Here is a 26,453-nt window from a genome sequence, read left to right as displayed (position 1 = left end):
CTCACGCGCTCACCCCCGTGGCCGGGGCGGACAGGTTGGTCAGCTCCACTCGCGCGGCCAGCGCCCGGCGGCGGGCCCGGCGCAGCCGGCGCGTGTCCAGCTCGCTCGGGGTGCGGTCGAGAGTGGCGATGTAGGCGTCCATCAACTCGATGTCCGCGGCGATGACCGGCATCTCCCGGTCGATCGCGTCCAGCTCCGCATCCGTCGGCTCCAGCCAATCAGCGAACGCGGTAACAGCTTCCTGAACAGTGACGATGTGGCTCATTGGGTCGTGTTCTCCCTTGCAGGTGGTACGGCCCGAAAGCACCCTCCGGAGCGGCTACTCCGGAGGGTGCGCGCCGTTGTAGTGGAAGACCGCGCGAGAGCCGCGCGGCACGGCCGCGAGATCAGCGGCCGGAGTGCCCCGGGCCGGATTTGATCCGGCGCCCTCACGGCTGGATGCCGGGGCGGCTGAGGACCGAGGACTTCCCCGGTAGCCGTCGCCACGGCCATCGGGCCCGAGCCTCGAGGTATCGGGGCGCCCTATGCGCACTGCTCGGCGCCAGCAGAACGACCATGAACGGTCGTCGACGGTCATCACCCGGCCGTCGCGGGGACGGGGCGTGATAGCCCTGTCGATCTCAAAGCACTCTGTTCAGTTCTCAAGGAACGGCCGCTTCCTTCGAACCCGTTTCACGGGGCCCTCCGGGCGGTGACGTCACATCAGAAGGTGGTGCAGATCCAGCAGTTGGACTTGTTCCAACAACCTGATGGGTCATGAGTTTGCATGCCTCGCTTGGGAAGCGCAAGCGTTTCGGCGTATGTTGTTGGAACAAGTCCGTCAAAGCTTGGGAGGTTCAACGTGGGCGAGCAGACTCCGCGTTACCACCGCATCGCCGATGAGCTGCGGCATCTCATCGACACAGGGGAACTGGAGCCCGGCCAACAACTGCCGACTGAGCACCAGTTGATGGCGCAGTACGACGCCAGTCGGAACACGATCCGACTGGCCCTCAGACGGCTGACGGACGAGGGCCTGGTGGTCGCCGGCCAGGGGCGCGGAAGCTTCGTGAGGAAGAAGCACCCAGCCGCAATCTGGGACTGGTCGGTGCTCGAATCTCGATCGCGACACAACTCCACACACAGCAACGGTGATCAGTGGGCAACCGTGGTTGCCGAGAGCGGCCGAAAGCCTCGCCAAGAGGTCAACGTGTCGATCAGGCGCCCACCGACCGAAGTTGCCGAGCAACTAGGTCTCGACCCCGAGACTGCTCTGACCGTTGTCCGGGAACGCGTCAGGTACGTGGACCAGGAGCCGTACGCTCTTGCCGATTCGTACTTCCCCGAGGAACTCGTCAGGGGGACGCCGTTGATGCTGCCTGAAGACGTGTCAGCTCCCGGTGGGGTCCTGGCCAGCAGTGGACTGATCCAGGAGCACTACCAGGACGAAATCACGGTTCGCATGCCGACACGCACCGAGTCTGAGAAGCTCGGGCTCCCTGCCGGAACCCCGGTTGCCGTGCATCGGCGCACCGGCTACGACAAGGACGGTCGCGCACTTCGTGTCATGATCACCGTTTTGCCTGGGGATCGCCACATCATCCGCTACGACGTCCCGGCAGAGTGACTCTTGATCATCCCTAGGCAACTCGATCGCCGCGTACCAGAACCGGCCGAGCCGGCGCAGGTCTGGTACGCGGCGTTCGGCTCCAACATGCACTTGAAACGCCTGTCTTACTACCTCTCGGGCGGTCAGCCGCCCGGGGGGCGTCGCACGTACCCCGGCTGTCGTGACGGGAGCCCACCTGAGCGTATGGACCCGGTCATGCTCCCCGGTGAGCTGTACTTCGCCCTGGAGTCTCAGGCGTGGACCGGTGGCATGGCCTTCTATGATCCGAACGTCGACGACCAGATGGCCGCTCGGGCGTACCTGGTCACGGCCGAACAGTTCTCGGACATTGCGGCACAAGAGATGTACCGGAAGCCAGGGGAGAACCTCGACCTGGGCAAGGTGCTCGCCACAGGCCGAGCCGTGATGGGCCGCGGGCGATACGAAACGCTGGTCTGTCCGGGCTATCTCGATGGACATCCGGTGCTGACTTTCACAGCCCCATGGGCCATGGATGACGTTGAGTGGAACCCGCCGGCCGCGAACTACCTGCGTCACCTCGGTTCCGGCCTGGCCGAGGCTCACGGATGGCCAAGCGAGCACATCGCCCAGTATCTGGCGTCACGTCCCGGGGCGGTCGGTCACTGGACCGCCGAGACTGTGGCAGCTCTTCTGGAGAGTTCGAGTCGTGCGGGGCTGCGAGGATAAGACTCGGGGGCGCAACGGCCTCGGTTCGAAAATCTCGGCATCACAGCGGAGTTTCATGCTACGGGGTTTACGACCAGGTGCAGCCCCGAAAGCGGTGCTGTTCCTAGGGGGCGTGTTTGCCGCTCTGAATGCGCCCGGCTCTGACCCTCGATGTCACCGGAGGGCAGCCCGCCCGGATCGATCTGGGCGGGCTGCTGCGACATCCCAATTCGGCGCTCAGGCGTTGCTCCACGCTTCACGGAATCGCTTGCGGTCGTCCTCTGTTTCGTGCGTCCGGCGACTGGCGAGCAGGACATGCCAGGCAGTGGTCTCGGCGTCACGCAGCCACAGCATCCCGAGGTACCGGCCACCTGCTGCGAACGTGTTGCGGTCCAGTGCGCGGCCAATCACTTCGGCCACGGCGTCGCGCTGCTGGTCGTCAAGCTTTTCCAGAAAGCTGAGCACACGGCCAGCAATGCCCGCTTCATTCCCGTTGAGCAGGTAGTCGAAGAAAGGGCCACCCGCGTTGGCGGGAACGATGTTCCAGGCGGCACTACCTCCCGCATCCCTGAGCGAACGCCAGAACTCATCCCCTTCGGGGGTGCCTGGCAGAGGGAGCGCGGCGAAGAGGTCGACCAGATGACCGTTGGCCGCTTGGTTGTATGAGACGTCACAGGCTGCAGCGGAGGCAATCCTAGCAACGTGCTCGGTGTTAAATCCCCCGTCCTTTGGCCAGTCCAGCGGAGTGTTGAGCTGGTGGGTAAGGTGCTGGGTCAGTTCGTCATCTTCGTCTAGGTAGCGCCGGACGATCACAAGTGCCCCCATTTTCGGTATCAGATAGCGCACATGGCGGTTTCTCTCCGCTTGTCAGTATGCCCAACTAGCCACTGATTTACTGGAGCGTGTGTACTACGTCTGAAAATGCCCGTCTGTTGACCTGATGGTGGCGTTACCTGAAGGGTTGGAGCGAGAGGCCGAGAAAAAAATCTGCTGTGGTGAAGCAACCTGGTCCACCGTCGGCTCGTATTAACAGTCGACCGATTCGACTCTTGTCGACTTACAGAACGCGGAGAACTCCCATGAAACAAATCGCCAAGCGGGCGGCTCTGGCCGCGACGACGACCTTGGCGCTGACGGCCTCGCTGACCGCCGTCACGGAGGCGGACGCGTTCGCTATGAACAAGGTGGACTGCGGCCGGAGCGACTTCGTGCAGGTCACGTGGCACGACGGCGGCGTCGGCTACTCCCCCGATCTGTGCTTCGCCAACGCCGGACAGGTCCTCCTGCCCGGCGGCCATGCGTGGATCCACCGGATCTCGACTGGCAACAACCGCGTCCAGTGGTTCGGGGACGGAAGGTGGCAGCCCGCCGACGGGATCAACAAGTGGACCGTCATGACCTTCCCGAACAACCCCGGCGGGGTGAGAGCAGAATGGATCAGGATCCTCTGAACCAGCGGCAGTTGCCCCAAAAAGCATGACCATACTTCTGTAAGGCAACGGCGAGGGCGGGGCCCAGCTTCTAGGGCCTAACTTGGCAGGGTCGGGCCGAAGGGGTGAAGTACCGCCGTGACGAAGATGGACGGGCCTCTCAAACGAGGAGACTGCCGAAGCTCGACGCAACAGGGCCGTGCTTTGGCCCGCCGGCACAACAGCAGTGGCAGGTCTCGTGTCAGCCGCGGCCCCGTTGATTACGGCCCTCAGGGGTTAGTTCCGAGCGTGCTGGGCGGTGGGGCGACAGCAGGCTGTGGGCCATCTGTGGGCCAAGAAGGCACAGCACCTGCTTGACCAAGAAGTTCATGCAGGTCAAGGGCCGAGGGACCGCGAAATGGCGACGCTCTTGAAAACCGTCGTGGCAGCGATGTCACCGTGGGTTCAAATCCCACACCCACCGCACGATGAGCAGTACGAACGGCCCTTGATCAGGTCATATGGTCGGGGCCGTTGTGTTGGGCGGCGTCCGGTTGGGGTAGTGGTTACGCACTGATCCGCCCGAGATGCGCGCAGCCCGCACTCTGCCCTGATCTGCGGAGCTGCCTGCTGCGTGGCGGCGGCAGCCGTCCCACGACTGGTCTCGGCCCACCCGGATGCCGAGGCGGCCGCCGTACTGATGCGGGCGTGTGCGGTATTCGCCGTCACCGGCATCGCCTTTCTCCTCGACGGCCCGGCGGCGCGCAGCACCGCGGTCACTCCGGTCACGAGCCGCACGCGCCGTGCCGTCCGGCTGGGGGCCTGACTGCTGCTGCCGGCCGCTGCCTGGGCTGTCGCGGCCGCTCTGGTCCGAGCGGCCATGCCTGACCGCCGCATACCGCCGGCCGGGGAACGCGTCGCGCCGATTCGCGACCGCCGATGATCCCGCACCCGACCGCGCAGCCGCGTGCGCGCCTGAGCGCGTACGCAGACCGCCTCGCTGCGGTCACGGCTCACCGGTCGGCCAACCCCCGGGGCCGGCCCGGGTGGGGCGCACCCCGGCGGGCTCAGGGGCGGTGGCCCGTCAGGCGCGCCGCGGAGGCGATCGTCGCGCGGGCTTCGCGTTCCGTGAGGCCCGTGCGCACGGCCGCGTCCGCGAGGGGTGTGACCAGTTCCGATCCGATGCCGTTCTCGTAGGCGCGGCAGGCCGCCCAGAAGAGGCGGGTGTTGCGTTGCCCCTCATGCGCCGCCAGGACGAATTGCACTAAACCCTGACCGTGCCGACCGGTGGACGACGGTGTCGAGTGATGTGCCCGGGGCGGGGGCATCAGGAGGCGCAGCAATGAGGGCGGGCAAGGGGCGGGTGCGAGGTGGGCCGTGCCGGGGGCCGTGCTGTAGACGCCGTGCTCGGTGCGTGATCCGGGGCCGACGAGGTAGCCGCCGGCGCCCCGGACGTCGATGCCGGGCGCAAGCCGCCCCGCCGAGTTGGGAACGACGACGTCCGGCGGGCCGCTCAGCCAGATGTGGCGTCCGCCGCTTGGCGTGATCACCACCACAGTGGCCGGGATGGTGAACAGATGCCGCAGTGCCAGTTCGCGCAGGGCCGCGGAGGAATCCGTGCCGGACTTGGTGTCCAGGTCGATGCCGATGAGGTGGTGTGGATGGAGTCCGCACGCGATCCCGTAACCGGTGGCCCAGGGGGCGGCGGCGAACAGCTCTCGGATGCGGTGCGAGTCGGTCGTGGCGTCGTACACGCCGTGCCCGAGACGTCCGCACTCGCCGTGGCAGGGGGTCGGTACGGGGTCGTCGCGATGCGGTGAGCGGAGGGCGGGCAGTTTGGTGCGGGACAACGGGATGACGGCCAGTCCGCGCTCGGCTGCGGACAGGGCGTGTGCGAGGGCCATGGTCGTGGCCTGCCGGTCATGGGTGGCCATGGCTTCATTTTCGTACGAATGTTCGAAGAAGGGAAGGGGGTTTGTTCGAACAGGCGGCGCAGGTGTTCGGGTCTTCTGTGGCAATAAATCGAACGTCTGGCTGGGTGTCGGTGTCGGTGCCCGCGCCGGTGCTGCTGTCTGTGGCGGTACCGGTGTCAGCCTGCGGTTGGGCGCAAGGCTGAGGGGTGAGGGGTGAGGGGTGAGGCGGTGGGGCGTCGTCGAGCGGTGGCGTGGCGCCGCGTGGTCGGGGTCCTGTGTGCCGTCCGTGACCTTGACACCCACCACTATCTGACGGACAGTCAGAAACCGTTGCTCCGTTGTTCGTACGAGGTCCGGGAGGGCCGCCACCGTGCACCTCGCCCCCACCGAGCGCCAGCAGCGACTGCGCGCCGAACTCCGTGCCTACTTCAGGAATCTGATGCCGGACGGGCCGCCCTCCGCCTCGGATGCCGCGGCTCAGCGCACCCTGCTGCGGCGCATAGGCGCGGACGGGCTGCTGGGCCTCGGGTGGCCGGTCCGATACGGAGGGCAGGGGCGTGGAGCGGACGAGCAGTTCGTCTTCTTCGACGAGGCCTACCGTGCCGGCGCCCCGGTTTCGATGGTCACGCTGAACACGGTGGGGCCGACGCTCATGAGGTACGGGAGTGACGAGCAGAAGGCGTACTTCCTGCCGCGCATCCTCAGCGGGGACGTCGTCTTCGCGATCGGCTACTCGGAGCCGTCGGCGGGGACGGATCTGGCGGCGCTGCGAACCAGGGCGGTGCGTGTTGCAGGCCCGGAGGCGGGCGATGTGAGCGGCCGGGACGGTGACGCCTGGCTCATCGACGGGCAGAAGGTCTTCACCTCGAACGCCCAGAACGCCGACTGGATTTGGCTCGCCTGCCGCACCGCTCCCGACGCGCCCAAGCACCAGGGCATCTCCATCATCCTCGTGCCGACCTCCGCGCCCGGCTTCTCCTGGACGCCGATCGAGACCGTGGGCGGGCTGACGACGACGGCCACGTACTACGACGGGATCCGCGTGCCCGCCTCCCACCTCGTCGGTGAGGAGAACGGCGGCTGGAACCTGATCACCAACCAGCTCAACCACGAGCGGGTCGCGCTCGCCGCGATCGGGATGCAGGCCGAGGACTTCTACGCGGCGGTGCTCGCGGCGGCCCGTACAGCCGATCCAGTGACCGGGCGGCGTCGGGTTGACGAGCCGTGGGTGCGATCCAAACTGGCCGAGATACATGCCCGGCTGGCGGCAACACGCCTGCTCAACTGGCGTTTGGTGGGTGATGTCGGGGCGGGTCGACTCGCGCCCGGCGACGCGAGCGGCGTGAAGTTCGCGGGAACCGAGTCGGCGGTCGCGGTGTATCGAATGTGCCAGGAAATTCTGGGGGAGGCGGGCCTGATCCGCTCCGGTTCCCCGGAGGCGTTCGGGGACGGAGAGCTGGAGCGGATGAACAGGGCGGCACAGATCAACACGTTCGGGGGCGGGGTGAGCGAGGTGCAGCGGGAGCTGGTGGCGACGATGCGGCTCGGGATGTCGAGGGGGCGCCGGTGAGCCTGTACGAGGAGCTGAAGGCCTACGAGGGACGGGCGGCCGCTGTCGCCGGGGTGGGAAAGGACCCGGTCAACGCGCCGATGATCCGTCACTGGTGCGAGGCCATGGGCGACACCGACCCGGCGTACTTGGGACCGGACGCCGTGGCGCCGGCGACCATGCTCCAGGTATGGACGATGGGAGGCCTGTCCGGCCACGCGGGACGCTCGGACGCGTACGACGAACTTCTGGGACTGCTCGACGCCGCCGGCTACACGTCGGTGGTGGCCACCGATTGCGAGCAGGAGTATCTGCGACCGCTGCGCCCCGGGGAGGAGATCACCTTTGACGCGGTGATCGAGTCGGTCTCCGACCGGAAGACGACGAAGCTGGGCACGGGGTACTTCGTCACGACCCGGACGGAAGTACGTGCCGACGGCGAGCCGGCCGGAACGCACCGGTTCCGCATCCTCAAGTACTCCCCCAAGGTCTCGGCTTCTCCCCCGATCCAGGCCGCGCCCGCAACCTCGGCTTCTCCCGCGATCCTGGCCGCTCCCCGAACCGCGGGTTCTCCCTCGATCCAGGCCGCTCCCCCAACCTCGTCTTCTCCCCGGCTCTCGGCTTCGCTCGAGCGAGGGGGAGCGGAGACGCCGTCGGCCCCTGAGCAGGGTGGAGCACGATCGGTCCGCCGGAAGACCGGGGGCGGTCCGGAGCGACGCCCCCGTCCCGTCGTCAACCGGGACAACGCCGGCTTCTGGGAGGGCGTGGCCCGGCACCGGCTGCTGATCCAGCGCTGCGCCGGTTGCAAAACCCTGCGTTTTCCGTGGCTGCCGGGCTGCAGTACCTGTGGCTCGCCGGACTGGGACACGGTGGAGGCGCGCGGGGAGGGGACCGTCTACTCCTATGTGGTGATGCACCATCCGCCGTTCCCCGCCTTCGATCCTCCGTACGCGGTCGGGCTGATCGAACTCGCCGAGGGGGTGCGGATGATCAGCAACGTGGTCGGTGTCCCGCACGACGAGGTGCGGATCGGCATGCCCGTACGCCTCACCTTCCAGCGCGTCGACGAAGAGCTGGAGCTGCCCGTGTTCAAGGCAGTCGAGGGGAGTGCGGTCTGAGATGGACTTCACGCCCACCGAGGAACAGTCGGCGGCCCGGGCACTGGCGGCGCAGATCTTCGGCGACCTGTCGACCCACGAACGCCTGACGGCTGTCGGCACAGGCAGCGACGCCGAGCTCTGGAAAGAACTGTGCTCTGCCGGACTCACGGCCGCCGTGGCGGACATCGGTCTGCTCGGCCTGGTGCTCGTTCTGGAGGAACAGGGCCGGACGACAGCGCAGGTGCCGTTCGCGGCGAGTTGCGTGTACGGCGCGCTGGCCGTCGCGGCGCATGGTTCTCGGGAGCAGCGGGGGCGGCTGCTGCCGAGGATCGACGACGGGACGGTCGTGGTGAGCGGGGCGCTGTCCGCCGGGGGAGGCGGCGTACGAGCAGCCGAGCGCGCCGATCGTGGAGGGGGGACGGAAGGGGTCGTCGAACGGGGCGAGCCGAGCCGGACGGACGGAGCCTGCGAGCGGGCCGAGTTGACCGGGACGGTACCCGCGGTTCCCTGGCTCCGCGACGCCACTCATGTCCTCGTCGCGGACGACCGTCACCGGCTCTGGCTCGTTCGGACCGCCGAAGCGCAGTGCACACAGGTCGAGCTGACGGCACCGTGGGCCGCCGGACGCCTGACGCTTGACGGCACGCCCGGTGAGCGGATCGGTGATGAGCATGCGTTCGATGACGTGCTGGCCGCCGCACGCATCGCCTTCGCGGGGCTCCAGGCCGGAGTCTGCGCGGGATCGCTGGCCCGGGCCGTGCAGCACACGAACACCAGGGAGCAGTTCGGGCGTCCACTCGCCGCCAAGCAGGGGGTTCAACTCCGGGCCGCCGACGCGTACATGGACACCGAGGCCATCCGGGTCACCGCCTACGAGGCCGCCTGGCGGCGGGACGAAGGGCTGGAGTACGCCACGCATGCGCTGACGGCGGCGTGGTGGGCTTCGGAGGCGGGCCACCGCGTGGTGCACACCGGTCAGCATCTGCACGGCGGTACGGGAGCCGACCTGGAACACCCCGTGCACCGGCACTTCCTGTGGGGCCGCCAGTTGGAAGCGTATCTGGGCTGCGGGAGCGAAGTGTTGCAGGAACTGGGGGAGTTGATCGCGAGAGGACCGGGTGAGGGACAAAAGCTGGGACACGCGGAGAGGGAGGGGGTGGAGGAATGAACGCGGAGGCGAAGGCCGACGAGAGCTCGTTGGCACCGGGTGCGGGTGCGGGTGCGGGTGCGGGTGCGGGTGCGGGTGCGGACACCGGCGTGGGCGTGGGCGCGGGCGTGGAGCCACCGGTCCGGCCATGCGCGGGGGACCTCCTGCCGGCACTGGAGATTCCGATCACGCGCACTCTGATCGTCGCAGGGGCGATTGCGTCCCGGGACTACCAGGACGTGCACCATGACGTGGAGCTCGCGCGGAAGAAGGGCTCCCCCGACATCTTCATGAACATCCTGACGACCAACGGGCTGGTCGGCCGGTACATCACGGACCACCTCGGACCCAAGGCCGTGCTCAGGAAGGTGGCGATCCGGCTCGGGGCGCCCAACTACCCGGGAGACACCATGGTGTTGACCGGCAGGATCGAGACGGTGGACGGCGATACGGCGACCGTGAAGGTCGTCGGGGAGAACGGCGTCGGCAGACACGTGAGCGGCACGGTCACCGTGGTGCTGCCGACGCCGGAAGCGACCGTCGCCGCAGGCCCGGGGGATGGCGGCGCCCGGGATCCCGACGCTGGTTCGGGGTCCCCGCACACCGGCACGGCCGTGGCGCAGGGTGGTGCGTCATGAGCGTGCGTTTGAAGGACACGCTCGGCGGGCGGGCCGCGGTCGTCGGGATCGGGGCGACGGAGTTCTCCAAGGACTCCGGGCGCAGTGAGCTGCGGCTGGCCGTCGAGGCGGTGCGGGCCGCGCTCGACGACGCGGGGCTGACGCCGGCCGATGTGGACGGCATGGTCACGTTCACGATGGACACGAGCCCGGAGATCACCGTCGCCCAGGCGGCCGGCATCGGGGAACTGTCCTTCTTCTCCCGCGTGCACTACGGAGGCGGTGCGGCCTGCGCCACCGTGCAGCAGGCCGCGCTGGCCGTGGCGACGGGCGTCGCCGAGGTGGTGGTCTGCTACCGGGCGTTCAACGAGCGCTCGGGCAGGAGGTTCGGCTCCGGTGTACAGCGACGCGAGCCGTCCGCGGAGGGGGCGGCGCTGGGCTGGTCGCTTCCGTTCGGACTGCTGACGCCCGCGTCCTGGGTCGCCATGGCGGCTCAACGGTATCTGCACACCTACGGACTGACCCCCGAGGCGTTCGGGCAGGTGGCCGTGGTCGACCGGAAGTACGCGGCGACCAACCCGGCGGCGTACTTCCACGGCAAGCCGATCACGCTCGCCGACCATGCGGCCTCGCGGTGGATCGTCGAGCCGTTGCGGCTGCTGGACTGCTGCCAGGAGACCGATGGTGGGCAGGCGTTGGTCGTCACCTCGACTGAGCGGGCGCGCGATCTGCCGAACCCGCCCGCGGTGATCGCCGCCGCGGCTCAGGGCGCGGGCCGGGCACAGGAGCAGATGACCAGTTTCTACCGGGACGACCTGACCGGCCTGCCGGAGATGGGAGTGGTGGCTCGGCAGTTGTGGCGGACGTCGGAGCTGACCCCGGCCGAGGTCGACGTGGGCATTCTCTATGACCACTTCACGCCGTTCGTGCTGATGCAGCTGGAGGAATTCGGGTTCTGCAAACCCGGTGAGGCCGCGGACTTCGTGGCAGAGGAAAGACTGCCGCTCAACACGCACGGGGGTCAGCTCGGGGAGGCGTATCTCCACGGGATGAACGGGGTGGCGGAGGCGGTCCGCCAACTACGCGGCACGTCCGTGAATCAGATACCCGGGGCGCAGCGGGCGCTGGTCACCGCAGGAACGGGGGTTCCCACCTCAGGGCTCGTTCTGTGCGCGGACGGATGAGCGAGGGACGGACGACACCTGCGTCAACGGTCCGACGCCGGGGGCACTGGCGCGCCGCCGGGGGAGACTTTCTCGGGGGTGAACCCTCAGAATCTCCCCGCCCCGGCTCCACCTTCAGTAGGTGGGGCCTACCCCCCTCCTACAACCTGAGGGGGACAACGCTTCGGGACCTGCGGCCGATCCGTGGGAGAAGGGCTGTCCCTAGCGTGGAGCCATGACCACACCCGTCTGCACCAGCGCTTCGAACGTCGCGACGCGGACCCGTTCGTACCCGTCGTTCTCCTCCTACGTGAGGGCACGTCAGCCTGTGCTGTTGCGTACCGCCCGCTCGCTGACGGCCAACCCGACCGACGCCGAAGACCTGTTGCAGACCGCGCTGACCAAGACGTACGTCGCGTGGGACCGGATCGAGGACCACCGCGCGCTGGACGGCTATGTCCGCAGGGCGTTGCTGAACACGCGGACGTCCCAGTGGCGCAAACGCAAGGTGGACGAGTTCGCGTGCGAGGAACTGCCGGAGCCGGAGGGCATGCCCGCCGGGGACCCTGCGGAGCAGCAGGCACTGCACGACGCCATGTGGCGCGCGATCATGAAGCTGCCCGCGCGGCAGCGGGCCATGGTGGTCCTCAGGTACTACGAGGACCTGAGCGAGGCCCAGACCGCGGAGGTACTCGGAGTGTCGGTGGGCACGGTGAAGTCGGCGGTGTCACGCGCCCTCGGCAAGCTCCGCGAGGACCCGGAACTCGGCCCCGTACGCTGAGGCGGGACCACCGCGATCGGTCTGCTTGCTCTCAGCGGAGACCTGCCCGGACGGTACCTCCTGCTCGCTCTGCCCCAGCCATAACACGCTCCAGCCCATCTCCCGCCCCAGTCCATCACCCGCCTCACCCCCTCATCCGGCGCCGGCCTGCGCCTGCCCCAGCACCCAGACTCCGCTGTCTGCCCCAGCGTGCGCGGTCTGGCCAGCGCCCTCTGCCGTCCGCCCCAGCGCGCGGTTTGGCCCAGCGCCGGCTGCTCTCTGCCGTCTGCCGTCTGCCCCAGCCTTCTCCGCTGTCGGCCCAGCCTCCGTCGCCCGCGCCGCGGCCTCCGTCGCACGCCTGCCCGCCGCCGTCCGGCGCGCAGGTTGTCCGGAATGTCTCTGCCCGGTATGCGGCTGTCCGGTACACCGTTCTGTCGGCGAATGGCTGCGATCCGGTGGTCGCGTCGCAGGCCAGGCCTGATCGATCATCCCGGTTCCCAGTGACATACCCCGCGGTATGTGAGCAGAATCAGCGCAACCCTTTGCAGCGGCGCCGGTCGGGAACGGCGTCGCTGAGCCGCCGCGTAAGGCAATGTCGCCCCAGGAGGACGCCGTGCTGAGCACGATGCAGGACGTACCGCTGCTGATCTCGAGGATCCTGGACCACGGGTCGAGGCTTCACGGAACCTCCCAGGTGACCACCTGGACCGGCGAAGGCGCCCCGCAGCGCCGGAGTTTCGCGGAGATCGGAGCCCGGGCCGCCCAGCTCGCGCACGCATTGCGCGAGGACCTCGGCGTCGCGCCGGACGACCGGGTGGCCACGCTGATGTGGAACAACGCCGAGCACGTGGAGGCGTACTTCGCGATCCCCTCCATGGGCGCTGTGCTGCACACGCTCAACCTCCGGCTGCCCCCCGAGCAGCTCGCGTGGATCGTCAACCACGCGGCCGACCGGGTGGTCTGCGTCAACGGGTCGCTGCTTCCGCTGCTGGCGCCGCTGCTACCGCACCTCAAGCCGGTCGAACACGTCGTGGTCGCGGGCCCCGGGGACCGCTCGCTGCTCGACGGCGCGGCCGTCCAGGTCCACGAGTACGAGGACCTGATCGCGTCGAAGCCCACCAGCTACGACTGGCCCCAGCTGGACGAACGCCAGGCCGCCGCCATGTGCTACACCTCCGGCACCACGGGCGACCCCAAGGGCGTGGTCTACTCGCACCGGTCGATCTACTTGCACTCCATGCAGGTCAACATGGCCCAGTCGATGGGGCTGACCGACCAGGACACCTCGCTGGTGGTGGTCCCGCAGTTCCACGTCAACGCCTGGGGACTGCCGCACGCCACCTTCATGACCGGTGTCAACATGCTGATGCCGGACCGGTTCCTGCAGCCCGGACCGCTCGCCGAGATGATCGAGACGGAGCGCCCCACCCACGCGGCCGCCGTCCCCACCATCTGGCAGGGCCTGCTCGCGGAACTCAGGGCCAAGCCGCGTGAGGTTCGTTCCCTCTCCCAGGTCACCATCGGCGGCTCGGCCTGTCCTCCCTCGTTGATGGAGGCCTTCGACGAGCTGGGCATGCGCGTCTGTCACGCCTGGGGCATGACCGAGACCTCACCACTGGGCACGATCGCCCGGCCGCCGGCCCATGTGATCGGCACGGATGAGGAGTTCGCGTACCGCCTCACGCAGGGCCGTTTCCCGGCCGGTGTCGAGGCGCGGCTGACCGGTCCCGGTGGCGAACGCCTGCCCTGGGACGGCGAGTCGGCCGGTGAGCTGGAGGTGCGCGGGCCCTGGATTGCGGGTGCGTACTACAACGGCCCCGACGCAGAGCCGTTGCGTCCCGCCGACAAGTTCAGTGAGGACGGCTGGCTGAAGACCGGAGACGTGGGAACCATCAGCCCCGACGGTTTCCTGACCCTCACCGACCGTGCCAAGGACGTCATCAAGTCCGGCGGCGAGTGGATCTCCTCCGTGGAGCTGGAGAACGCGCTCATGGCCCATCCGGATGTCGCCGAGGCCGCGGTCGTCGCCGTCCCGGACGAAAAGTGGGGCGAACGCCCGCTGGCCACCGTGGTGTTGAAGGAAGGCGCGAGCGCGGACTTCGCCTCGCTGCGAACCTTCCTCGCCGACGAGAGGCAGATCGCCAAGTGGCAGCTTCCCGAGCGCTGGACGATCATCGAGGCGGTGCCGAAGACGAGCGTGGGCAAGTTCGACAAGAAGGTACTGCGCAGGCAGTACGCGGACGGGGAGCTGGACGTCACGCAGATCTGACGCGCAGACCGGCAAGACAGACCTGAACCGGAGATCTGGACCGGAGACCTGAACTGGGCGTGCATCCATGAGGTCACGCTTCCGGGGAGGTCGCTCAGTGGGGCACTGTTTCACGTGAAACAGTGCCCCACTTGACGCACATACGGTCAGTTCGTGCCGATCCGTGCCAGCAGGTCGACGATCCGGGTCTGTACCTCGGTGCTCGTGGAGCGTTCCGCGAGGAACAGCACGGTCTCGCCGGCGGCCAGGCGCGGCAGTTCCGAGCGGTCGACGGCGGCGGTGTAGACGACGAGCGGAGTGCGGTTCAACTGACCGTTGGCGCGCAACCAGTCGATGATTCCGGCGCGTCGGCGGCGCACCTGCATCAGGTCCATCACCACAAGGTTCGGCCGCATCTGGGCCGCCAGGGTCACCGCGTCGGCGTCGTTCGCGGCCCGGGCCACCTGCATTCCGCGGCGCTCCAGGGTGGACGTGAGCGCCAGCGAGATCTCCGCGTGCTCCTCGATGAGGAGCACACGCGGCGGGTGTTGCTCGGAGTCCCGCGGGGCGAGGGCCTTCAGGAGCACGGCCGGGTCGGCGCCGTACGCGGCGTCGCGAGTCGCCTGGCCGAGGCCTGCCGTGACAAGGACGGGTACCTCGGCGGCTACGGCGGCCTGACGCAACGACTGGAGCGCGGTGCGTGTGATCGGCCCGGTGAGCGGGTCGACGAAGAGCGCGGCCGGGAAGGCGGCGATCTGTGCGTCGACCTCCTCGCGGGAGTTGACGACCACCGGGCGATAGCCGCGCTCGCTCAGCGCCTGCTGGGTCGCCGCATCCGGCGCGGGCCAGACGAGAAGACGACGCGGGTTGTCGAGCGGCTCCGGCGGAAGCTCGTCGTCCATCGGCTGAGGCTGCGGCGGGTCGGCGACCTCGACGGCGCCACCTGGCCCGTCGAGTGGCTCCGGTCCTTCGTCAGCGTTCTCGTCCGGGGCGCCTATGGCGTAGGAACGTCCGGCCCCGTCGGTGGTCGTGGTCAGCCGGGCCTGGGTGTTGTTGGGGTGCGGGCGGGCGCCCGTCTCGGGGCGCTCGGTGGGCTCGGGAGGGGTGCCGAGCTTACGGCGGCGGCCTGAGCTGGTCCCGCTGACCGGCGGGGGCGTGGCCTGCGGCAGGCCGTGCTGGGGCAGCCCTTGCGGCAGGTTCTGCTGCGGCTGCCGTACGAAGGGGACGCCCTGGCCCAGCGTACGAACGCTTATGGCACGGCCCTGCGTCGAGTTGGGATCGACGGGGGCTTCGGCGGGCAGGGGCTGGGCCACTCTCGGCTGAGTGCCGGCCGTCTGTGGCCGGGTCCGGGCCTGAGCGTTCCCGGCCGCCGTACCGGCGAGTGAGGGGTTCGTGGGCACGGCGCCGGTGGTGGGGCCGGTCGGCCCGCCGGGGGTGAGGGAACCCGCGGGGTACTGGCCGGTGGCGGGCGACGCGGGCGGAGCGCCGACGGGGGTACCGGTCGGGGACGCCTGCCCAGGGGCGGCGACCTGCGGGGCGGCAGGGGCCTGGGCCGGGGCGGCGGTGCCGAGCGCGGGCCGGCCGTTCGGATTCTGTGTGGGGGAGGGCGCGACCGCGGGGGCGGCTGCGGCGCCGGGCGCGGGCACCGAGACAGCGGTCTGCGGCTGAAGACCCTGCCCGGATGTGCCCTGCGGCGGCAGAGCCTGGCTGGGGACGGCTTGACCGGGGACTGCCTGGCCGGGGACCGCTTGACCAGGGATGGCCTGGCCGGGGACCGCTTGGCCGGGGACTGCCTGGCCGGGCGGGAGGGCTTGGCCCGGACCCGACTGAGCGGGAATGCCCTGTCCGGGCCCACCAGGCCCAGGCATCCCCTGCTGCGGGACACCCGGACCCGGCACCGACTGCGCGGGGCCCGCCTGCCCAGGGATGCCCTGTGGGATGCCCTGTCCCATGGTGCTGTGCGTGGGAAGCGCCTGGGCCGGGAAGCCCTGCCCCGATGTCGCCAGACCGGGGTCGACCTGCGCCGGCACACCCTGTCCGGCGAGGCTGTGACCGGGGAGCGCCTGCCCGGGGACGGTGATACCCGCGTTCACATGTGCCGCGACCGCCTGCCCGGGCACAGGCACCGGGGCCCCCTGTCCGACCGGGCCGGGGCCCGCGAGGCTCTGCTCGGGCACACCCTGCCCGGGAGCCGCGACAACGGCATTGGCCTGGGCCGCGACGGCCTGCCCCGGGGCTGTCTGCGCAGGGACTCCCTGGCCCGGAATCCCCTGCCCTGCCATCCCCTGCCCCATGGTGTGCTGCTGCCCGACAGCGTGCTGCGTGGGAAGAGCCTGTGCGGGAAGACCCTGTGCGGGAACGCCCTGCCCGGCCGTCGCAGCCTGCACTTGCACCTGCGGTTGTGCCTGCGCCTGTGCCGGTACCGGCGTCTGTGCCGGTACCTGCGCCTGTGCCGGGACCGGCATCTGCGCCTGTCCCTGTCCCTGTCCCTGTGCAGGCACAGGAACTGATGCCGGTGTCGCCGCCGCTGCCGGGGCTTGTGCCTGTGGTGCCCGTCGGCGGCCCGAGGGCGTGGAGACCGGATGGGGCTGGGGCGGGGTGTGATCCTCCGCCGGGTCGTGCAGTGCCGCGTCGTGGCGGCCCTCGTCGTACCCGTCGTGCCCGTCGTATCCGTCGTGCACGTCGGGTCCGGCCATGGGCATGGGCTGGGCGGGCGGCAGCGGAGCCGCCACGGGCTCGGGCGCGGTGCCCCGGTCCGCGGCCGCGGGCGGAAGGGCGAACACCTGACGAGGCCCGCTCTCCTGCGCGGTGGCCCGCTCCTGCGCCGCGGCCAGGGCCCGGCGACGGCGCCCGGTCGGCTGGGCGACCCCGGTCCCGGCCGCGTTCTCGCCCGGCCCGGCGGGCAGGGCCGGTGGCAGGGCCTGGCGCGCGGGCTCCGGCTGGACCCGTCCCCCGGGCGGCACGGGCACTCCCTGCGGCGGCACGGTCTGCCCCAGTGCGGGCCCGCTGGACGCGGCGTGCTCGGCCGCCGTCATCACGGATCCCTCCGAGACGGCACCGTCCGTCGGACGCCCACGCCGCCGTCCCGAACCGGCCCCGACACCGGTAGCGGCCTCGGGAGCGCCCTCGGGACCCGGAGGCTCAGCCGCGGCAGCCGCAGCCGCCGCCGTGGTCCCGTCGGCAGCCTCGGCCCGCCGACGCCGCCGTCCGGTCGGCGGGGCCGGCTCCGCGGCCTCGTCCTCGCTCTCCAGGAAGGCGTCCACGGACGAACGCCGGGCCCGTCGGCGCCCACCGCCCCCTTGGGCGGCGCTGTCCTGCGCGACACCTTCCGGCGCGGCCTGCTCGAGCACGGCGACCTCGGCCGCGGCCGGGGGAGGCACCACCCCGGCACCACCGCCGATCGGCACCTCCAGGACGAACGCGCTGCCGCTCATCCCCGGCACCTCATGCGTCTGCAGCACCCCGCCGTGCGCGCGGACGATCCCGCGGACGATCGGCTCGTGCACCGGGTCTCCCCCGGCGTACGGCCCGCGGACCTCGATGCGTACGCCCTCACCGCGTTGGGCCGCCGCCACGACGACGGTGTTGTCCATGTAGCCGCCGGTCACCATGCGAGCGTTGCCGGTTGCGTCGACCCCGGCGACGTCCGCGATGAGGTGCGCGAGCGCGGTCGCCAGTCGCTGTGGGTCCACCTCGGCCTCGATCGGCGGCGCGTGCACGGCGAACTGCACCCGTCCGGGCCCGATCAGTTCGACGGCGCCGTCGACACCGGCCGCGACGACCGCGTCCAGCATCACGTTCGTGCGGGAGATCTCCTCGGCCCCGGCGTCGAGGCGCTGGTAGCCGAGGACGTTGTCGACCAGGGTCGTGATGCGTGAGTAGCCGGCCGCGAGGTGGTGCAGGACCTGATTGGCCTCGGGCCACAGCTGGCCCGCGTCGTCGGCGGCCAGCTTGCCGAGTTCGCCGCGCAGTTCGTCGAGCGGGCCGCGCAGCGAGGAACCGAGCACCGCGAGCAGTTGCTCGTGTCGTGCGGCCAGCGCCTCGTAGCGGTCCTTCTCGCGTTCGCCGAGGGCCGCGTACCTCTCGTCGTTCGCGGCGAGCTCCTCGTCATGGCGCTCGACCACCTCGGCCAGCTCGGTTGCGTGCCGTTCGCGCAGTTCCTTGAGCTCGTCGGCGTGCTCGGCCGTGATCCGCTCGAGCTCCTCGGCGTGCGCGGTCTCCGCGGCCTGCTTCTCCCCCAGCAGCGTTTCGTACGGCCGCCGGTCGGTGAAGGTCATCACGGCGCCGACGAGCTGGTCGCCGTCACGCACGGGCGAGGTCGTCAGGTCGACCGAGACCTGCTCGCCGTTCTTGGCCCACAGCACCTGCCCGCGCACCCGGTGCTTGCGCCCGGAGCGAAGGGTGTCGGCGAGCGGGGACTCGTCGTAGGGGAAGGGCGAGCCGTCCGCACGCGAGTGGAGCACCAGCTGGTGCAGCTCCTGGCCGCCCAGGTCGCTGGCGCGGTAGCCCAGGATCTGGGCCGCGGCCGGGTTGACGAGGACGATCCGTCCCTCGGTGTCCGTGCCCACCACGCCCTCGGCGGCGGCGCGCAGGATCATCTCGGTCTGCCGCTGCGACCGTGCGAGCTCGGCCTCGGTGTCCACGGTGCCGGAGAGGTCCCGTACCACGAGCATCAGCAGCTCGTCGCCGGTGTAGCCGCCGTCGTACGCCTGCTGGCCATTCTCCAGGTTGGCGCTGGTGACCTCGACGGGGAACTCGCTGCCGTCGGTGCGCCGGGCCACCATCCGGGTCGGTTTGGTGCGCCCGCGCTGGTCCGTCGTGTCCGGACGGCGCATGGAACCGGGGATGAGGCGGGAGTCGAACTCGGGCAGCAGATCGAGCAGCCCGCGCCCGACGAGCGCGGTGCCCGGTGCCTCGAAGGTCCCCAACGCGATGGTGTTGGCGTTGACGACGGTGCCATTGGCGTTGACCAGGACCAGCGCGTCAGGGAGCGCGTCCAGTATCGCTGCGAGGCGAGCAGCGCCTCGGGATGGCCTGCTGCTCACGAGACGCGTCCTCCCTGTTACCTCTCTTGCCGACCGCGGACGCCATCTTGCCAATCTGCCCGCGACGTGTCACCCGAGGGAGTCTACGGGCAGCGGTTGCGCTCGCGATGCCGGATGAGAGGGAGGTCGCACGCGGAACTGACGGGGATGCTGTGACCGTGCGTTTCGTTTCCGGAACGGTCGGAATTTCTGTGCCGACGCCTACCCGCGGGTCCGTACCCGGTCCTCTGCGGGGCGCTGTACGACGTCCTGCGCGGCATGCTGTACGAGGCCCTGCGCCCCCTGTCGTACGTGTCCGGGTGCGGGTTTCCCGCCACGGACGGGTGCGAGGTGCTTCGCGGGGAGCCGCGCGGGGTGCCCGACCGCCGGGTCCGCCGGGTCCGCCGGGTCCGTCGGGCCGACCGGAGCGGTGTCCGGAGTGGTGTGCGGTCCGGGTTCCTGGGCTCGGACGTCCGGGAGCACGGGGACGAGGGCGTCCCAGCGCTCGATCTGGCACCCGTTGGTGCGGTCGTAGTGGGCGTCGACCGGGCGTCCGGCCCAAGTGCCGGTGATGTGGGCGGTGGCGGGGCCACCGTTGATCATGGTGCACATGCGTTCGGCGGGTTCCGGTAGCGGAGCGAAGGGGCTCTTCCCCCAGACCGTCTTCTTCTCGAGCAGGTCGCACGCCCGGTCGGGCGTCGGGTGGCTGCCGGCCGCGGGGCGGCAGCGGAGGTCGTAGGTGACGCCCGCTCCCTCCCCCGTGTGGCTGTAGGTGATGGTGAGGTGACCGTCGGCCGGTTCCGCCGCCCGGGCCGCGGCGTGGGCCGGGCCGGGGAGGGAAGCGAGGGCCGCGATCGAGGCGGCGGCGGTCAGGGCGAGGTGACGCAGCATGGCGGCTCCAAGGTGGGCTGGTGGGACGCCGGGGGCGGGCGCACCGTGACCTCGGTGCCTACGAGGACGACCCCGTGGCGTGCGTGAGGCACCGAGGCGTGTACGAGGCACCGTGGTGGTGTGCACGAGGCACTGCGGTGTGCACGAGGACTAACGCCGGACAGACCGCGACGTTGCGCCACCGCCGGCTGCCGTACCGCGGTCGGACGTGTCATGACCGGCACCGCGCTTTGCCCTGCGGGCTTCCCGCCTAGTACCGTGGGGGGCGATTGGTGACAGCCCGCTCGGCTGTGTCATCATCTGCAACGCACCACTCGCGCTCGCGCGGGCGGTCGTAGCTGGAGGCGTCGCCTAGTCCGGTCTATGGCGCCGCACTGCTAATGCGGTTTGGGCCTTAAAGCCCATCGAGGGTTCAAATCCCTCCGCCTCCGCGCAAGATCCCGAGGCCCCGGTCGTTCCAGACCGGGGCTTCACCCGTCTCGGAGCACGTTTCCGCAGGTCGGGCCGGGTGCGGTAAACGGATTTCGCCTCACGGGCCCAGTCATGTAATGTTGTTCCCGCGACGCCGACCGGGCCGAAAAGCCCGGAAGGAAGAGCACAACAACAGAACAGACAAGCACTCGTAGCTTAACGGATAGAGCATCTGACTACGGATCAGAAGGTTGCAGGTTCGAATCCTGCCGAGTGCGCACAGGTGAGAGGCCCCGGAGAGATCCGGGGCCTCTTACGCTTCAGGGGCGTACAGCAGCGAAGTACAGCAACCGCCTCAGCCGGTACCGCCCATGGCGTCGGACAGCTTGCCGATCGCGGCCCGCACTTCCTCCTCGCTCGCCTCGGCGTAGACCTCCATCGTCATGGCGATCTGCGAGTCCCGAAGGATCCGCTGCGCCACCTTCGGGTGGACCTTCAGCGCCACGAGGAGCGAGCTGCAAGTGTGCCGCGTGTTCCGGAGCGGGATCACCCGGAGTCCGGCGCGACGGGCTCGCAGGGCGAACATGCGGGTCATGTTGCCCGGCTCGATGGGCGTCCCGTACTTCGTGGTGAAGATCAGGTCGTGGCTCTCCTGCCAGAGCTCCCCGGCGGCCTTCCGGTCGCCGCTCTGCTGAGCGCGGCGCATCCGCAGCGCCTTGAGGCACAGCGTCGGCAGAGGAAGGAAGTCGTCGGAGTCCTCGGTCTTGCTCTCGCGGTGCAGGATCTGACGCCCCGCCCGCTGGATCTGGTGATCCACATACAGCTCCCCGGTCTCGAAGTCGACCGACTTCCACATGAGACCGAGGACTTCACCGCGGCGCAGCCCGAGGCACAGCACCAGCACCCAGGCCGCGAAGAGATGGTCATCCCGGGCGGCGGCATCGGCGAGGAACCGGCCCGCCTCGGCCACGGACCACGGCTTGATCCGACGACGGCGCGGCTTGGGCACCTTCACGAGCGAGGCGACGTTCTTGGTGATCTCCTCCTCGGCGACAGCGTGGGTGAGAGCGGCGCGGAGCGCGTCACGAGATCCCTGGATCACCCGACGGGACGGATACGACTCACAGCACTCGCCGACCGCGCAGCACTTCCGACGGTTGGACTCCCGCTTGGCGTCCTTCCCTTGGGCGCAGCACTGGCAGACCGCCGACAGCTTGGTCAGCCACTCGCGCACATCCCGGACCGTCAGCTTGTCCAGCCGCTTCACGCCCAGGTGCGGGGCGATGTAGAGCCGCACGTAACCCTCGTACGAGACGTACGACAGCGGGGCGAGGTTGGGCTTCACGATCGAGTCCAGCCAGTAGTAGGCGAGGAAGGCGGCGAGCGTCCGGTGACGAGTGGCGACCGGCCCCTTCTTCGCCTCCGCGTGGAGTGCCAGCCACTTCTCGTGAACCTCTTCGCGCGTCTTGCCGTAGGCGAACTTCCGGGCCCGCTTGCCGTCCGGCTTGGTCACCCAGACGTAGGCCGCGTAGCCGTTCTTGTACGGGTAGATCGAGCCCTCACCGTTGCCGCGCTTGCCGCTCATGCCGCCCACCCTTCGGCGTCGACGTCGGAGGTCACGCGTCGGACATACTCGTCCACCCAGGCCGGGAGGATGCGCCGGTTGCGGCCGACTTTCACGGAACGGATCTCCCCGGTGAGTTTCCTGCGCCTGGTGGACCTCATGTACGGCAACCGCCTGCGCCGTGGGAGCAAGTAACCGCGCCATCGCCCACCAGATGACGAAAGGCCAGATCCCGAGGCTTCGCGGGCGGTTTCACGGTTGAGCTGGAGATCTCGGGCGATGGTCGCGGCGAGGGCTGATTCGCCGGGGGTGTGGCCGTGTGGGAGCTCGTCCAGTAGGCCGCCGCCGGGGACAGCGCCGGCCAGGCGCTCCAGTAGTACGGCGCCGAAGAGGAGGTCATCGAGTTCCGGCGGATGTACGGCCGCCCTGACTGCTTCATCCGCGTCGCCGTCGCCGGCCACGCCGCCTACGCAGACAGGAGAACGCCGAGCAGGGCGAGCAGCGCGCACACCGTGAGGTTGGCTTTCCTGTGGTGCAGGAAGATCGCGGTGAACTCGCGGATCGTCGCGCTCGGCCAGAAGTAGGCCGCGGTGGGTGAGCCGATGACATGGCCGTCGAGGCCGGTGCGGCGGGCCGTGAGTGCGGCGCGGAAGACGTGGAAGTTGTTGGTGACGACAGCACAGCCGTAGTCCGGCTTGCGTGCCTGCATGATCGCCTTGCTGAAGCGCAGGTTCTCCTCGGTGGTGCGTGAGCGGTCCTCGCGTACGACGTGGGCCTCGGGGACGCCGTGCGCGATGAGGTGGGCGGCCATCGCGTGGGCTTCGGGCAGGTCCTCGTCGGGGCCCTGACCGCCGGAGGTGATCAGCACCGGGGGCACACCCCGGGCGGCCTGCCGCTCGTACACCGCGCGTCCCCGGTCCAGTCTGCTCGCCAGCAGGGGAGGCACCCGGGATCCGCCGACCAGGCCGGAGCCGAGGACGACGACGAAGTCCACGTCCTGATCGACCCTCATCCGCGCGTAGAGGAAGGCGTAGACGAGGAAGGAGAGGAAGAGGTACGAGACGTACGCCGCCACCGGGAGTGCCGCGCCCGCGACCCGCCAGACCAGCCGGGAGTCGGCGTCGGCGGCGGTCAGGGTGAGGGCGACGCAGCCGAGGATGCCCAGCCCTGCCAGCCCCGAGAGCAGGTTGGCCGGACGTCGGCCTTCCGTGCGGACCATCTTCACGCCGTTGGCGATCAGGAGGAAGGCGAGGACGAACACACCCAGGGCGAGCAGCAGGACGGTCACGGTCACCGCTGCGACGAGCGGCGCGGGCGGGCTGCCGTTCGCCATCTGGGCGAGCAGCGCCAGGGTCAGCATCACGAGGGCCAGGCCGAGCAGCACGGCGTTGCCGAAACGACGGGGGTCGCGCCGTACCCGGGCGAGGTAGAGCAGGAAGGTCAGCCCGGCGGCGATCGCGAAGAGGAAAGGCACCATGTCTCAACTTCGGTGATGGGTCGGTTGGTTGACGGGGCACCAGTGGTACCCGTGCCCCGGCGGTGGGCGGTCACTCGCCGCGCGGGCCCGACGAGGCCGTGACCGACTTCAGCAGGGGGCGGCTGAGGGCGCTCGCCGCCAGCAGTCCCGCGACGCCGAGGCCGAAGCACGCGGCGAGCAGGGCGATGCCCCCGAGGTCGAGGGAGGAGGAACCGCCGGCGAGGACGGTGAGCGGGGCGGCGGCGAAGAGGCCGGTGAGAACGGCACCGCCCGCCAGTACGGCCACGGGGATGAGGGTCTCCTTGCGGCGGGCCTCGTCCAGGATCCGCAGCGGGGTGCCGGCGAGCCGGAGCAGGCCGTAGGTGCGGCGGCGGTCCAGGACCGAGGAGGCCGCAGTGATGCCCGCGGAGGCGATCGCGATCACGAAGGTGACGCCGAGGACGACGCGGGTGGCGGTGGAGAAATCCTCCGTGAACATCTTGCCGGACCAGTCGACGTCGGTGCCGGTGACCGGGTACTGGCCGGGCACGAGGGACGTCAGCGCGGTGCGGGCGCGGTCCAGGTTCTCGGTGTCGCCGGGCACCGTGACCGTGACCTGGACGCTGTCCTCGCCGCCGACGACGGCGACCCGGCCGGTGTCGCTGCCCACGGTGGCGGTGACGCGGGCGTCCTTCAGGCGCTCTCGCGCCTCGTGCTGGACGGCGGTCACCTGGCTCTTGGGCACGGCCACGGCGAGGGTGTCCGGGCTTCCCCAGGAGGAGGAGCCGACGACGCCGAAGGGGGCGAAGAACCCGGCCACGAATCCGGCGAGGGCGAGCCCGGAGACCGTACGCCACGCGCTCTTGGGGTCGTCCAGCATGCGGCGCCCGGCGAGCAGGGTCGCGGGGGTCGCGGCTCTGGCGCTGACGACGCGGCCAAGGATGCCGACCACCCACGGGCCGATCACGGACAAGGCGAGGAAGACGACGGCGAAGAACACCAGGATGGCGTTGACCTCGTCCTTCTTGTTGTCGGTGAACCACGCATAGCCGACGATCACAGCGACGAAGACCAGCGCCCGCAGCACGTGCATCCGGGGCGCCTGCGAGCGACGCGCCACGCCCAGCGGGCCGACCACGACCTGACGCAGCCCGGCGAGCGCGCTGACGACCACCATGGCGACCACTGCGGCGAGTACGGCGAGCAGCACGGGGAGTCCGACCCACAGGTCGGCGACATACCAACTGCCGCCCGCCACGGGCACCTGGGCGACGGCCGGCAGCAGCAGCGCGTATCCGACGGCGCCCAGCAGCGCGCCCGCCGCGCCGGTGAAGGCGGCCTCGGCGGCGGTCATCCCGGCGATACGGCCGGGCGTGGCGCCGATCAGCCGCAGCGCGGCGAGGCGCTGGTCGCGGCGGGAGACCGACAGGCGGGCGGAGGAGGCGCCCAGGACCAGCAGCGGGATGACGACAAGGATGGTGGCGATCTTGGCGAGGGTCACGTAGAACCCGCCGATTCCGTACTGCAGGGGGCGACCGGTGAAGTCGGCGACGCGGGTGGGCGTCACGGTGTCGTCGGGGCGGCGCGGGTCGCGCGGGGCGGTGACGGCGGCGGCGGTCGGTTTGTGGCCGACGACGGCAACCAGTTCGCCCGGGTGGGCGAGCGCCTCGCGGCCCAGCGTGCCGGCCGGGGTGCCGGGCACGGGGTGCCGGTCGGCGGGCAACCGGTGGAGCAAGTCGGCCAGAGCGGGGGAGACCCACGTTTCGCCCGGCTTGGGGAAACGGGGCATGCCGGGCAGGGCCGGGGCCTTCTTGCCCGGCAGTTGCGCGACGTCGACGACGGTGACCGGTGTGCCGCCGCTGAATGTGGTGCCGACCGCCTCGACGGCGACCGGGGCCCCTGAGCGTACGGGGTTGCGCCAGTCGATGCGGTCGGCGCGCTGCTGGAAGCCGAGGTTGGCGGCCACGCAGACGAGCAGGAGTGCGGTGCTGATGGCGGCCGCGGCGACGGACAGCCCGGTGGCGAGCAGCCCGGTGCGGCCGCCGGCGCGGGTCAGCCGCCAGGTCAGAGTCCAGGTGGTGCGGTCCAGTGCCCTCATCGGCCTCAGTGCCCTCATCGGTCGTACCTCGCGTCCGCGTCGCCGGACGGGTGTCCGGCCGCGCGCCAGACGGCGAGGCCCGCCGCCTCGGCGGCGTGGGCGGTCGCGTCGCCGACCGCGGCCCTTGCATACGTGCGGCCGGCCTCGCTCAGGCGTCCGTCGCGGACGCGGACGGTGCGGTCGCAGTAGGCCGCCACGTTCGCGTCGTGCGTGACCACGACGAGCGCGGCGCCCTGACTGCGGGTGATCTCGACCAGCAGGCCGATGACCTCCATGCCCGTGGACTGGTCGAGCGCACCCGTCGGCTCGTCGGCGAAGATCACCTGTGGGCCGCCGACCAGCGCCCGCGCGATGGCCACCCGCTGTTCCTGCCCGCCGGACAGCTGCCCCGGCCGCCGGTCCTCCTTGCCCGCCAGGCCCAGCGGCGCGAACCACTCCCGCGCCTTCGCGACCGCCTGGCGGCGGGGCAAACCGCCCAGCATCAGCGGCAGGGCCACGTTCTCGTCGGCGGGCAGCTCCGGCAGCAGCTGGCCGGACTGGAAGACGAAACCGAAACGGGTCCGGCGCAGCTCACTGCGCTCCGGCTCGCCCAGCTGGTCCACACGCTCCCCGGCCAGCACCACCTGGCCCTCGTCGGGCCGTTCGATGCCGGCCAGGCAGTGCAGCAAGGTGGACTTGCCCGACCCGGACGGTCCCATGACCGCCAGCGACTCGCCTGCCGAGACGGACACGTCGACGCCGGCCAGGGCGCGGGTCAGGCCGTAGGACTTGGTCAGACCGATGCCGGCCAGGACGGGGGAGGTGGTGGTCGTACGGTACGGGGTCATC

The 26,453-nt window shown here is 70.3% G+C and carries 20 protein-coding genes, 3 tRNA genes and 1 pseudogene; 14 read left to right on the top strand and 10 right to left on the bottom strand.

The annotated features are described in order from the left end of the window. Position 1: 1 nt before the first annotated feature. A complete protein-coding gene (locus EF387_RS17205) occupies positions 2–265 on the bottom strand; it encodes a DUF6284 family protein (RefSeq protein WP_128377437.1) in 264 nt (87 codons plus the stop codon). Positions 266–841: 576 nt separating this feature from the next. On the opposite strand from EF387_RS17205, the gene EF387_RS17200 reads away from it, so the two are divergent. Together EF387_RS17200 and EF387_RS17195 are read left to right on the top strand one after the other, a co-directional pair. Beyond that, the gene (locus EF387_RS17200) at positions 842–1,606 is read left to right on the top strand and encodes a GntR family transcriptional regulator (protein WP_162467157.1); all 765 of its coding nucleotides are present in this window, start codon (positions 842–844) and stop codon (positions 1,604–1,606) included. A 198-nt stretch (positions 1,607–1,804) separates the two neighbouring features. Further along, on the top strand, positions 1,805–2,296 hold the full coding sequence (locus EF387_RS17195; protein ID WP_338058110.1) for a histone deacetylase: 492 nt from the start codon (positions 1,805–1,807) through the stop codon (positions 2,294–2,296). Positions 2,297–2,512: 216 nt separating this feature from the next. Here EF387_RS17195 and EF387_RS17190 read toward each other — a convergent pair whose 3' ends face one another. After that, positions 2,513–3,121 (bottom strand): hypothetical protein, encoded by a 609-nt coding sequence (locus EF387_RS17190; RefSeq protein WP_128377435.1) that lies wholly within the window; start codon positions 3,119–3,121, stop codon positions 2,513–2,515. 233 nt (positions 3,122–3,354) lie between these two features. Here EF387_RS17190 and EF387_RS17185 point away from each other — a divergent pair, with 233 nt between their 5' ends. The 3 genes from EF387_RS17185 (at position 3,355) to EF387_RS17180 (ending at position 4,510) form a co-directional block, all read left to right on the top strand. Continuing rightward, positions 3,355–3,726 carry a beta/gamma crystallin domain-containing protein gene (locus EF387_RS17185; RefSeq protein ID WP_128377434.1) on the top strand — a complete coding sequence of 124 codons (372 nt, stop codon included), beginning with the start codon at positions 3,355–3,357 and terminating at the stop codon, positions 3,724–3,726. Between the two features lie 359 nt (positions 3,727–4,085). Further along, positions 4,086–4,165 (top strand) — tRNA-Ser (locus EF387_RS46705). A gap of 153 nt (positions 4,166–4,318) precedes the next feature. Then, entirely contained in the window at positions 4,319–4,510 is a 192-nt protein-coding gene (locus EF387_RS17180) for a hypothetical protein (RefSeq protein ID WP_128377433.1), read from the top strand. A 241-nt stretch (positions 4,511–4,751) separates the two neighbouring features. Here EF387_RS17180 and EF387_RS17175 read toward each other — a convergent pair whose 3' ends face one another. Then, positions 4,752–5,618, bottom strand: coding sequence for a bifunctional DNA primase/polymerase (locus tag EF387_RS17175; RefSeq protein WP_128377432.1), 867 nt, complete (start codon positions 5,616–5,618; stop codon positions 4,752–4,754). 349 nt (positions 5,619–5,967) lie between these two features. Between EF387_RS17175 and EF387_RS17170 the strand changes: the two genes are divergently transcribed. The 7 genes from EF387_RS17170 (at position 5,968) to EF387_RS17140 (ending at position 14,202) form a co-directional block, all read left to right on the top strand. After that, on the top strand, positions 5,968–7,167 hold the full coding sequence (locus EF387_RS17170; protein ID WP_128377431.1) for an acyl-CoA dehydrogenase family protein: 1,200 nt from the start codon (positions 5,968–5,970) through the stop codon (positions 7,165–7,167). Continuing rightward, a complete protein-coding gene (locus EF387_RS17165; RefSeq protein WP_128377430.1) occupies positions 7,164–8,264 on the top strand; it encodes a bifunctional MaoC family dehydratase N-terminal/OB-fold nucleic acid binding domain-containing protein in 1,101 nt (366 codons plus the stop codon). Before EF387_RS17170 ends, EF387_RS17165 begins: the two co-directional genes overlap by 4 nt. 1 nt (position 8,265) lies before the next feature. Then, the gene (locus EF387_RS17160) at positions 8,266–9,414 is read left to right on the top strand and encodes an acyl-CoA dehydrogenase family protein (RefSeq protein WP_128377429.1); all 1,149 of its coding nucleotides are present in this window, start codon (positions 8,266–8,268) and stop codon (positions 9,412–9,414) included. 107 nt (positions 9,415–9,521) lie between these two features. Continuing rightward, positions 9,522–10,031 (top strand): MaoC family dehydratase, encoded by a 510-nt coding sequence (locus tag EF387_RS17155; protein ID WP_238431580.1) that lies wholly within the window; start codon positions 9,522–9,524, stop codon positions 10,029–10,031. After that, a complete protein-coding gene (locus tag EF387_RS17150) occupies positions 10,028–11,194 on the top strand; it encodes a lipid-transfer protein (RefSeq protein WP_128377427.1) in 1,167 nt (388 codons plus the stop codon). The genes EF387_RS17155 and EF387_RS17150 overlap by 4 nt, the downstream gene beginning before the upstream one ends. A gap of 214 nt (positions 11,195–11,408) precedes the next feature. Next, the gene (locus EF387_RS17145) at positions 11,409–11,954 is read left to right on the top strand and encodes a SigE family RNA polymerase sigma factor (protein ID WP_128377426.1); all 546 of its coding nucleotides are present in this window, start codon (positions 11,409–11,411) and stop codon (positions 11,952–11,954) included. A 571-nt stretch (positions 11,955–12,525) separates the two neighbouring features. After that, the gene (locus tag EF387_RS17140) at positions 12,526–14,202 is read left to right on the top strand and encodes a long-chain fatty acid--CoA ligase (RefSeq protein WP_128377425.1); all 1,677 of its coding nucleotides are present in this window, start codon (positions 12,526–12,528) and stop codon (positions 14,200–14,202) included. Positions 14,203–14,348: 146 nt separating this feature from the next. Here EF387_RS17140 and EF387_RS17135 read toward each other — a convergent pair whose 3' ends face one another. Together EF387_RS17135 and EF387_RS49740 are read right to left on the bottom strand one after the other, a co-directional pair. Further along, entirely contained in the window at positions 14,349–19,226 is a 4,878-nt protein-coding gene (locus tag EF387_RS17135) for a PAS domain-containing protein (RefSeq protein ID WP_128377424.1), read from the bottom strand. 201 nt (positions 19,227–19,427) lie between these two features. Further along, positions 19,428–20,096, bottom strand: coding sequence for an SSI family serine proteinase inhibitor (locus EF387_RS49740; protein WP_128377423.1), 669 nt, complete (start codon positions 20,094–20,096; stop codon positions 19,428–19,430). Between the two features lie 340 nt (positions 20,097–20,436). Between EF387_RS49740 and EF387_RS17125 the strand changes: the two genes are divergently transcribed. Beyond that, positions 20,437–20,527, top strand: a tRNA-Ser gene (locus EF387_RS17125). A gap of 185 nt (positions 20,528–20,712) precedes the next feature. Then, a tRNA-Arg gene (locus EF387_RS17120) sits at positions 20,713–20,785 on the top strand. A gap of 77 nt (positions 20,786–20,862) precedes the next feature. Here the strand turns inward: EF387_RS17120 and EF387_RS17115 are convergent. From EF387_RS17115 to EF387_RS17090, 5 genes and pseudogenes are all read right to left on the bottom strand, one after another. Continuing rightward, positions 20,863–22,092, bottom strand: coding sequence for a site-specific integrase (locus EF387_RS17115; RefSeq protein ID WP_128377422.1), 1,230 nt, complete (start codon positions 22,090–22,092; stop codon positions 20,863–20,865). Then, positions 22,089–22,214, bottom strand: a pseudogene (locus tag EF387_RS50030) (DNA-binding protein); the annotation flags it as partial. The gene EF387_RS17115 and the pseudogene EF387_RS50030, both read right to left, overlap by 4 nt. 323 nt (positions 22,215–22,537) lie before the next feature. Next, the gene (locus EF387_RS17100) at positions 22,538–23,548 is read right to left on the bottom strand and encodes a YdcF family protein (protein WP_128377421.1); all 1,011 of its coding nucleotides are present in this window, start codon (positions 23,546–23,548) and stop codon (positions 22,538–22,540) included. A 70-nt stretch (positions 23,549–23,618) separates the two neighbouring features. Next, complete coding sequence (locus EF387_RS17095) at positions 23,619–25,643, bottom strand: FtsX-like permease family protein (protein ID WP_238431561.1); 2,025 nt, start codon at positions 25,641–25,643, stop codon at positions 23,619–23,621. Continuing rightward, entirely contained in the window at positions 25,640–26,452 is an 813-nt protein-coding gene (locus tag EF387_RS17090; RefSeq protein ID WP_128377420.1) for an ABC transporter ATP-binding protein, read from the bottom strand. The genes EF387_RS17095 and EF387_RS17090 overlap by 4 nt, the downstream gene beginning before the upstream one ends. Between the last annotated feature and the right edge of the window lies 1 nt (position 26,453).

The sequence above is a fragment of the Streptomyces cavernae genome, from assembly GCF_004023625.1.
GTDB classification, from domain to species: Bacteria; Actinomycetota; Actinomycetes; order Streptomycetales; family Streptomycetaceae; genus Streptomyces; species Streptomyces cavernae.
Note: the sequence above shows the minus strand (reverse complement) of the source record. Positions and strands in the feature narration are given on the sequence as shown.

Coding starts and splice junctions, on each gene's coding strand:
- EF387_RS17205 (WP_128377437.1), bottom strand. CDS start 265: ATGAGCCACATCGTCACTGTTCAGGAAGCTGTTACCGCGTTCGCTGAT.
- EF387_RS17195 (WP_338058110.1), top strand. CDS start 1,805: ATGCTCCCCGGTGAGCTGTACTTCGCCCTGGAGTCTCAGGCGTGGACC.
- EF387_RS17185 (WP_128377434.1), top strand. CDS start 3,355: ATGAAACAAATCGCCAAGCGGGCGGCTCTGGCCGCGACGACGACCTTG.
- EF387_RS17175 (WP_128377432.1), bottom strand. CDS start 5,618: ATGGCCACCCATGACCGGCAGGCCACGACCATGGCCCTCGCACACGCC.
- EF387_RS17160 (WP_128377429.1), top strand. CDS start 8,266: ATGGACTTCACGCCCACCGAGGAACAGTCGGCGGCCCGGGCACTGGCG.
- EF387_RS17150 (WP_128377427.1), top strand. CDS start 10,028: ATGAGCGTGCGTTTGAAGGACACGCTCGGCGGGCGGGCCGCGGTCGTC.
- EF387_RS17145 (WP_128377426.1), top strand. CDS start 11,409: ATGACCACACCCGTCTGCACCAGCGCTTCGAACGTCGCGACGCGGACC.
- EF387_RS17140 (WP_128377425.1), top strand. CDS start 12,526: ATGTCGCCCCAGGAGGACGCCGTGCTGAGCACGATGCAGGACGTACCG.
- EF387_RS49740 (WP_128377423.1), bottom strand. CDS start 20,096: ATGCTGCGTCACCTCGCCCTGACCGCCGCCGCCTCGATCGCGGCCCTC.
- EF387_RS17115 (WP_128377422.1), bottom strand. CDS start 22,092: ATGAGCGGCAAGCGCGGCAACGGTGAGGGCTCGATCTACCCGTACAAG.
- EF387_RS17100 (WP_128377421.1), bottom strand. CDS start 23,548: ATGGTGCCTTTCCTCTTCGCGATCGCCGCCGGGCTGACCTTCCTGCTC.
- EF387_RS17095 (WP_238431561.1), bottom strand. CDS start 25,643: ATGAGGGCACTGAGGCCGATGAGGGCACTGGACCGCACCACCTGGACT.
- EF387_RS17090 (WP_128377420.1), bottom strand. CDS start 26,452: ATGACCCCGTACCGTACGACCACCACCTCCCCCGTCCTGGCCGGCATC.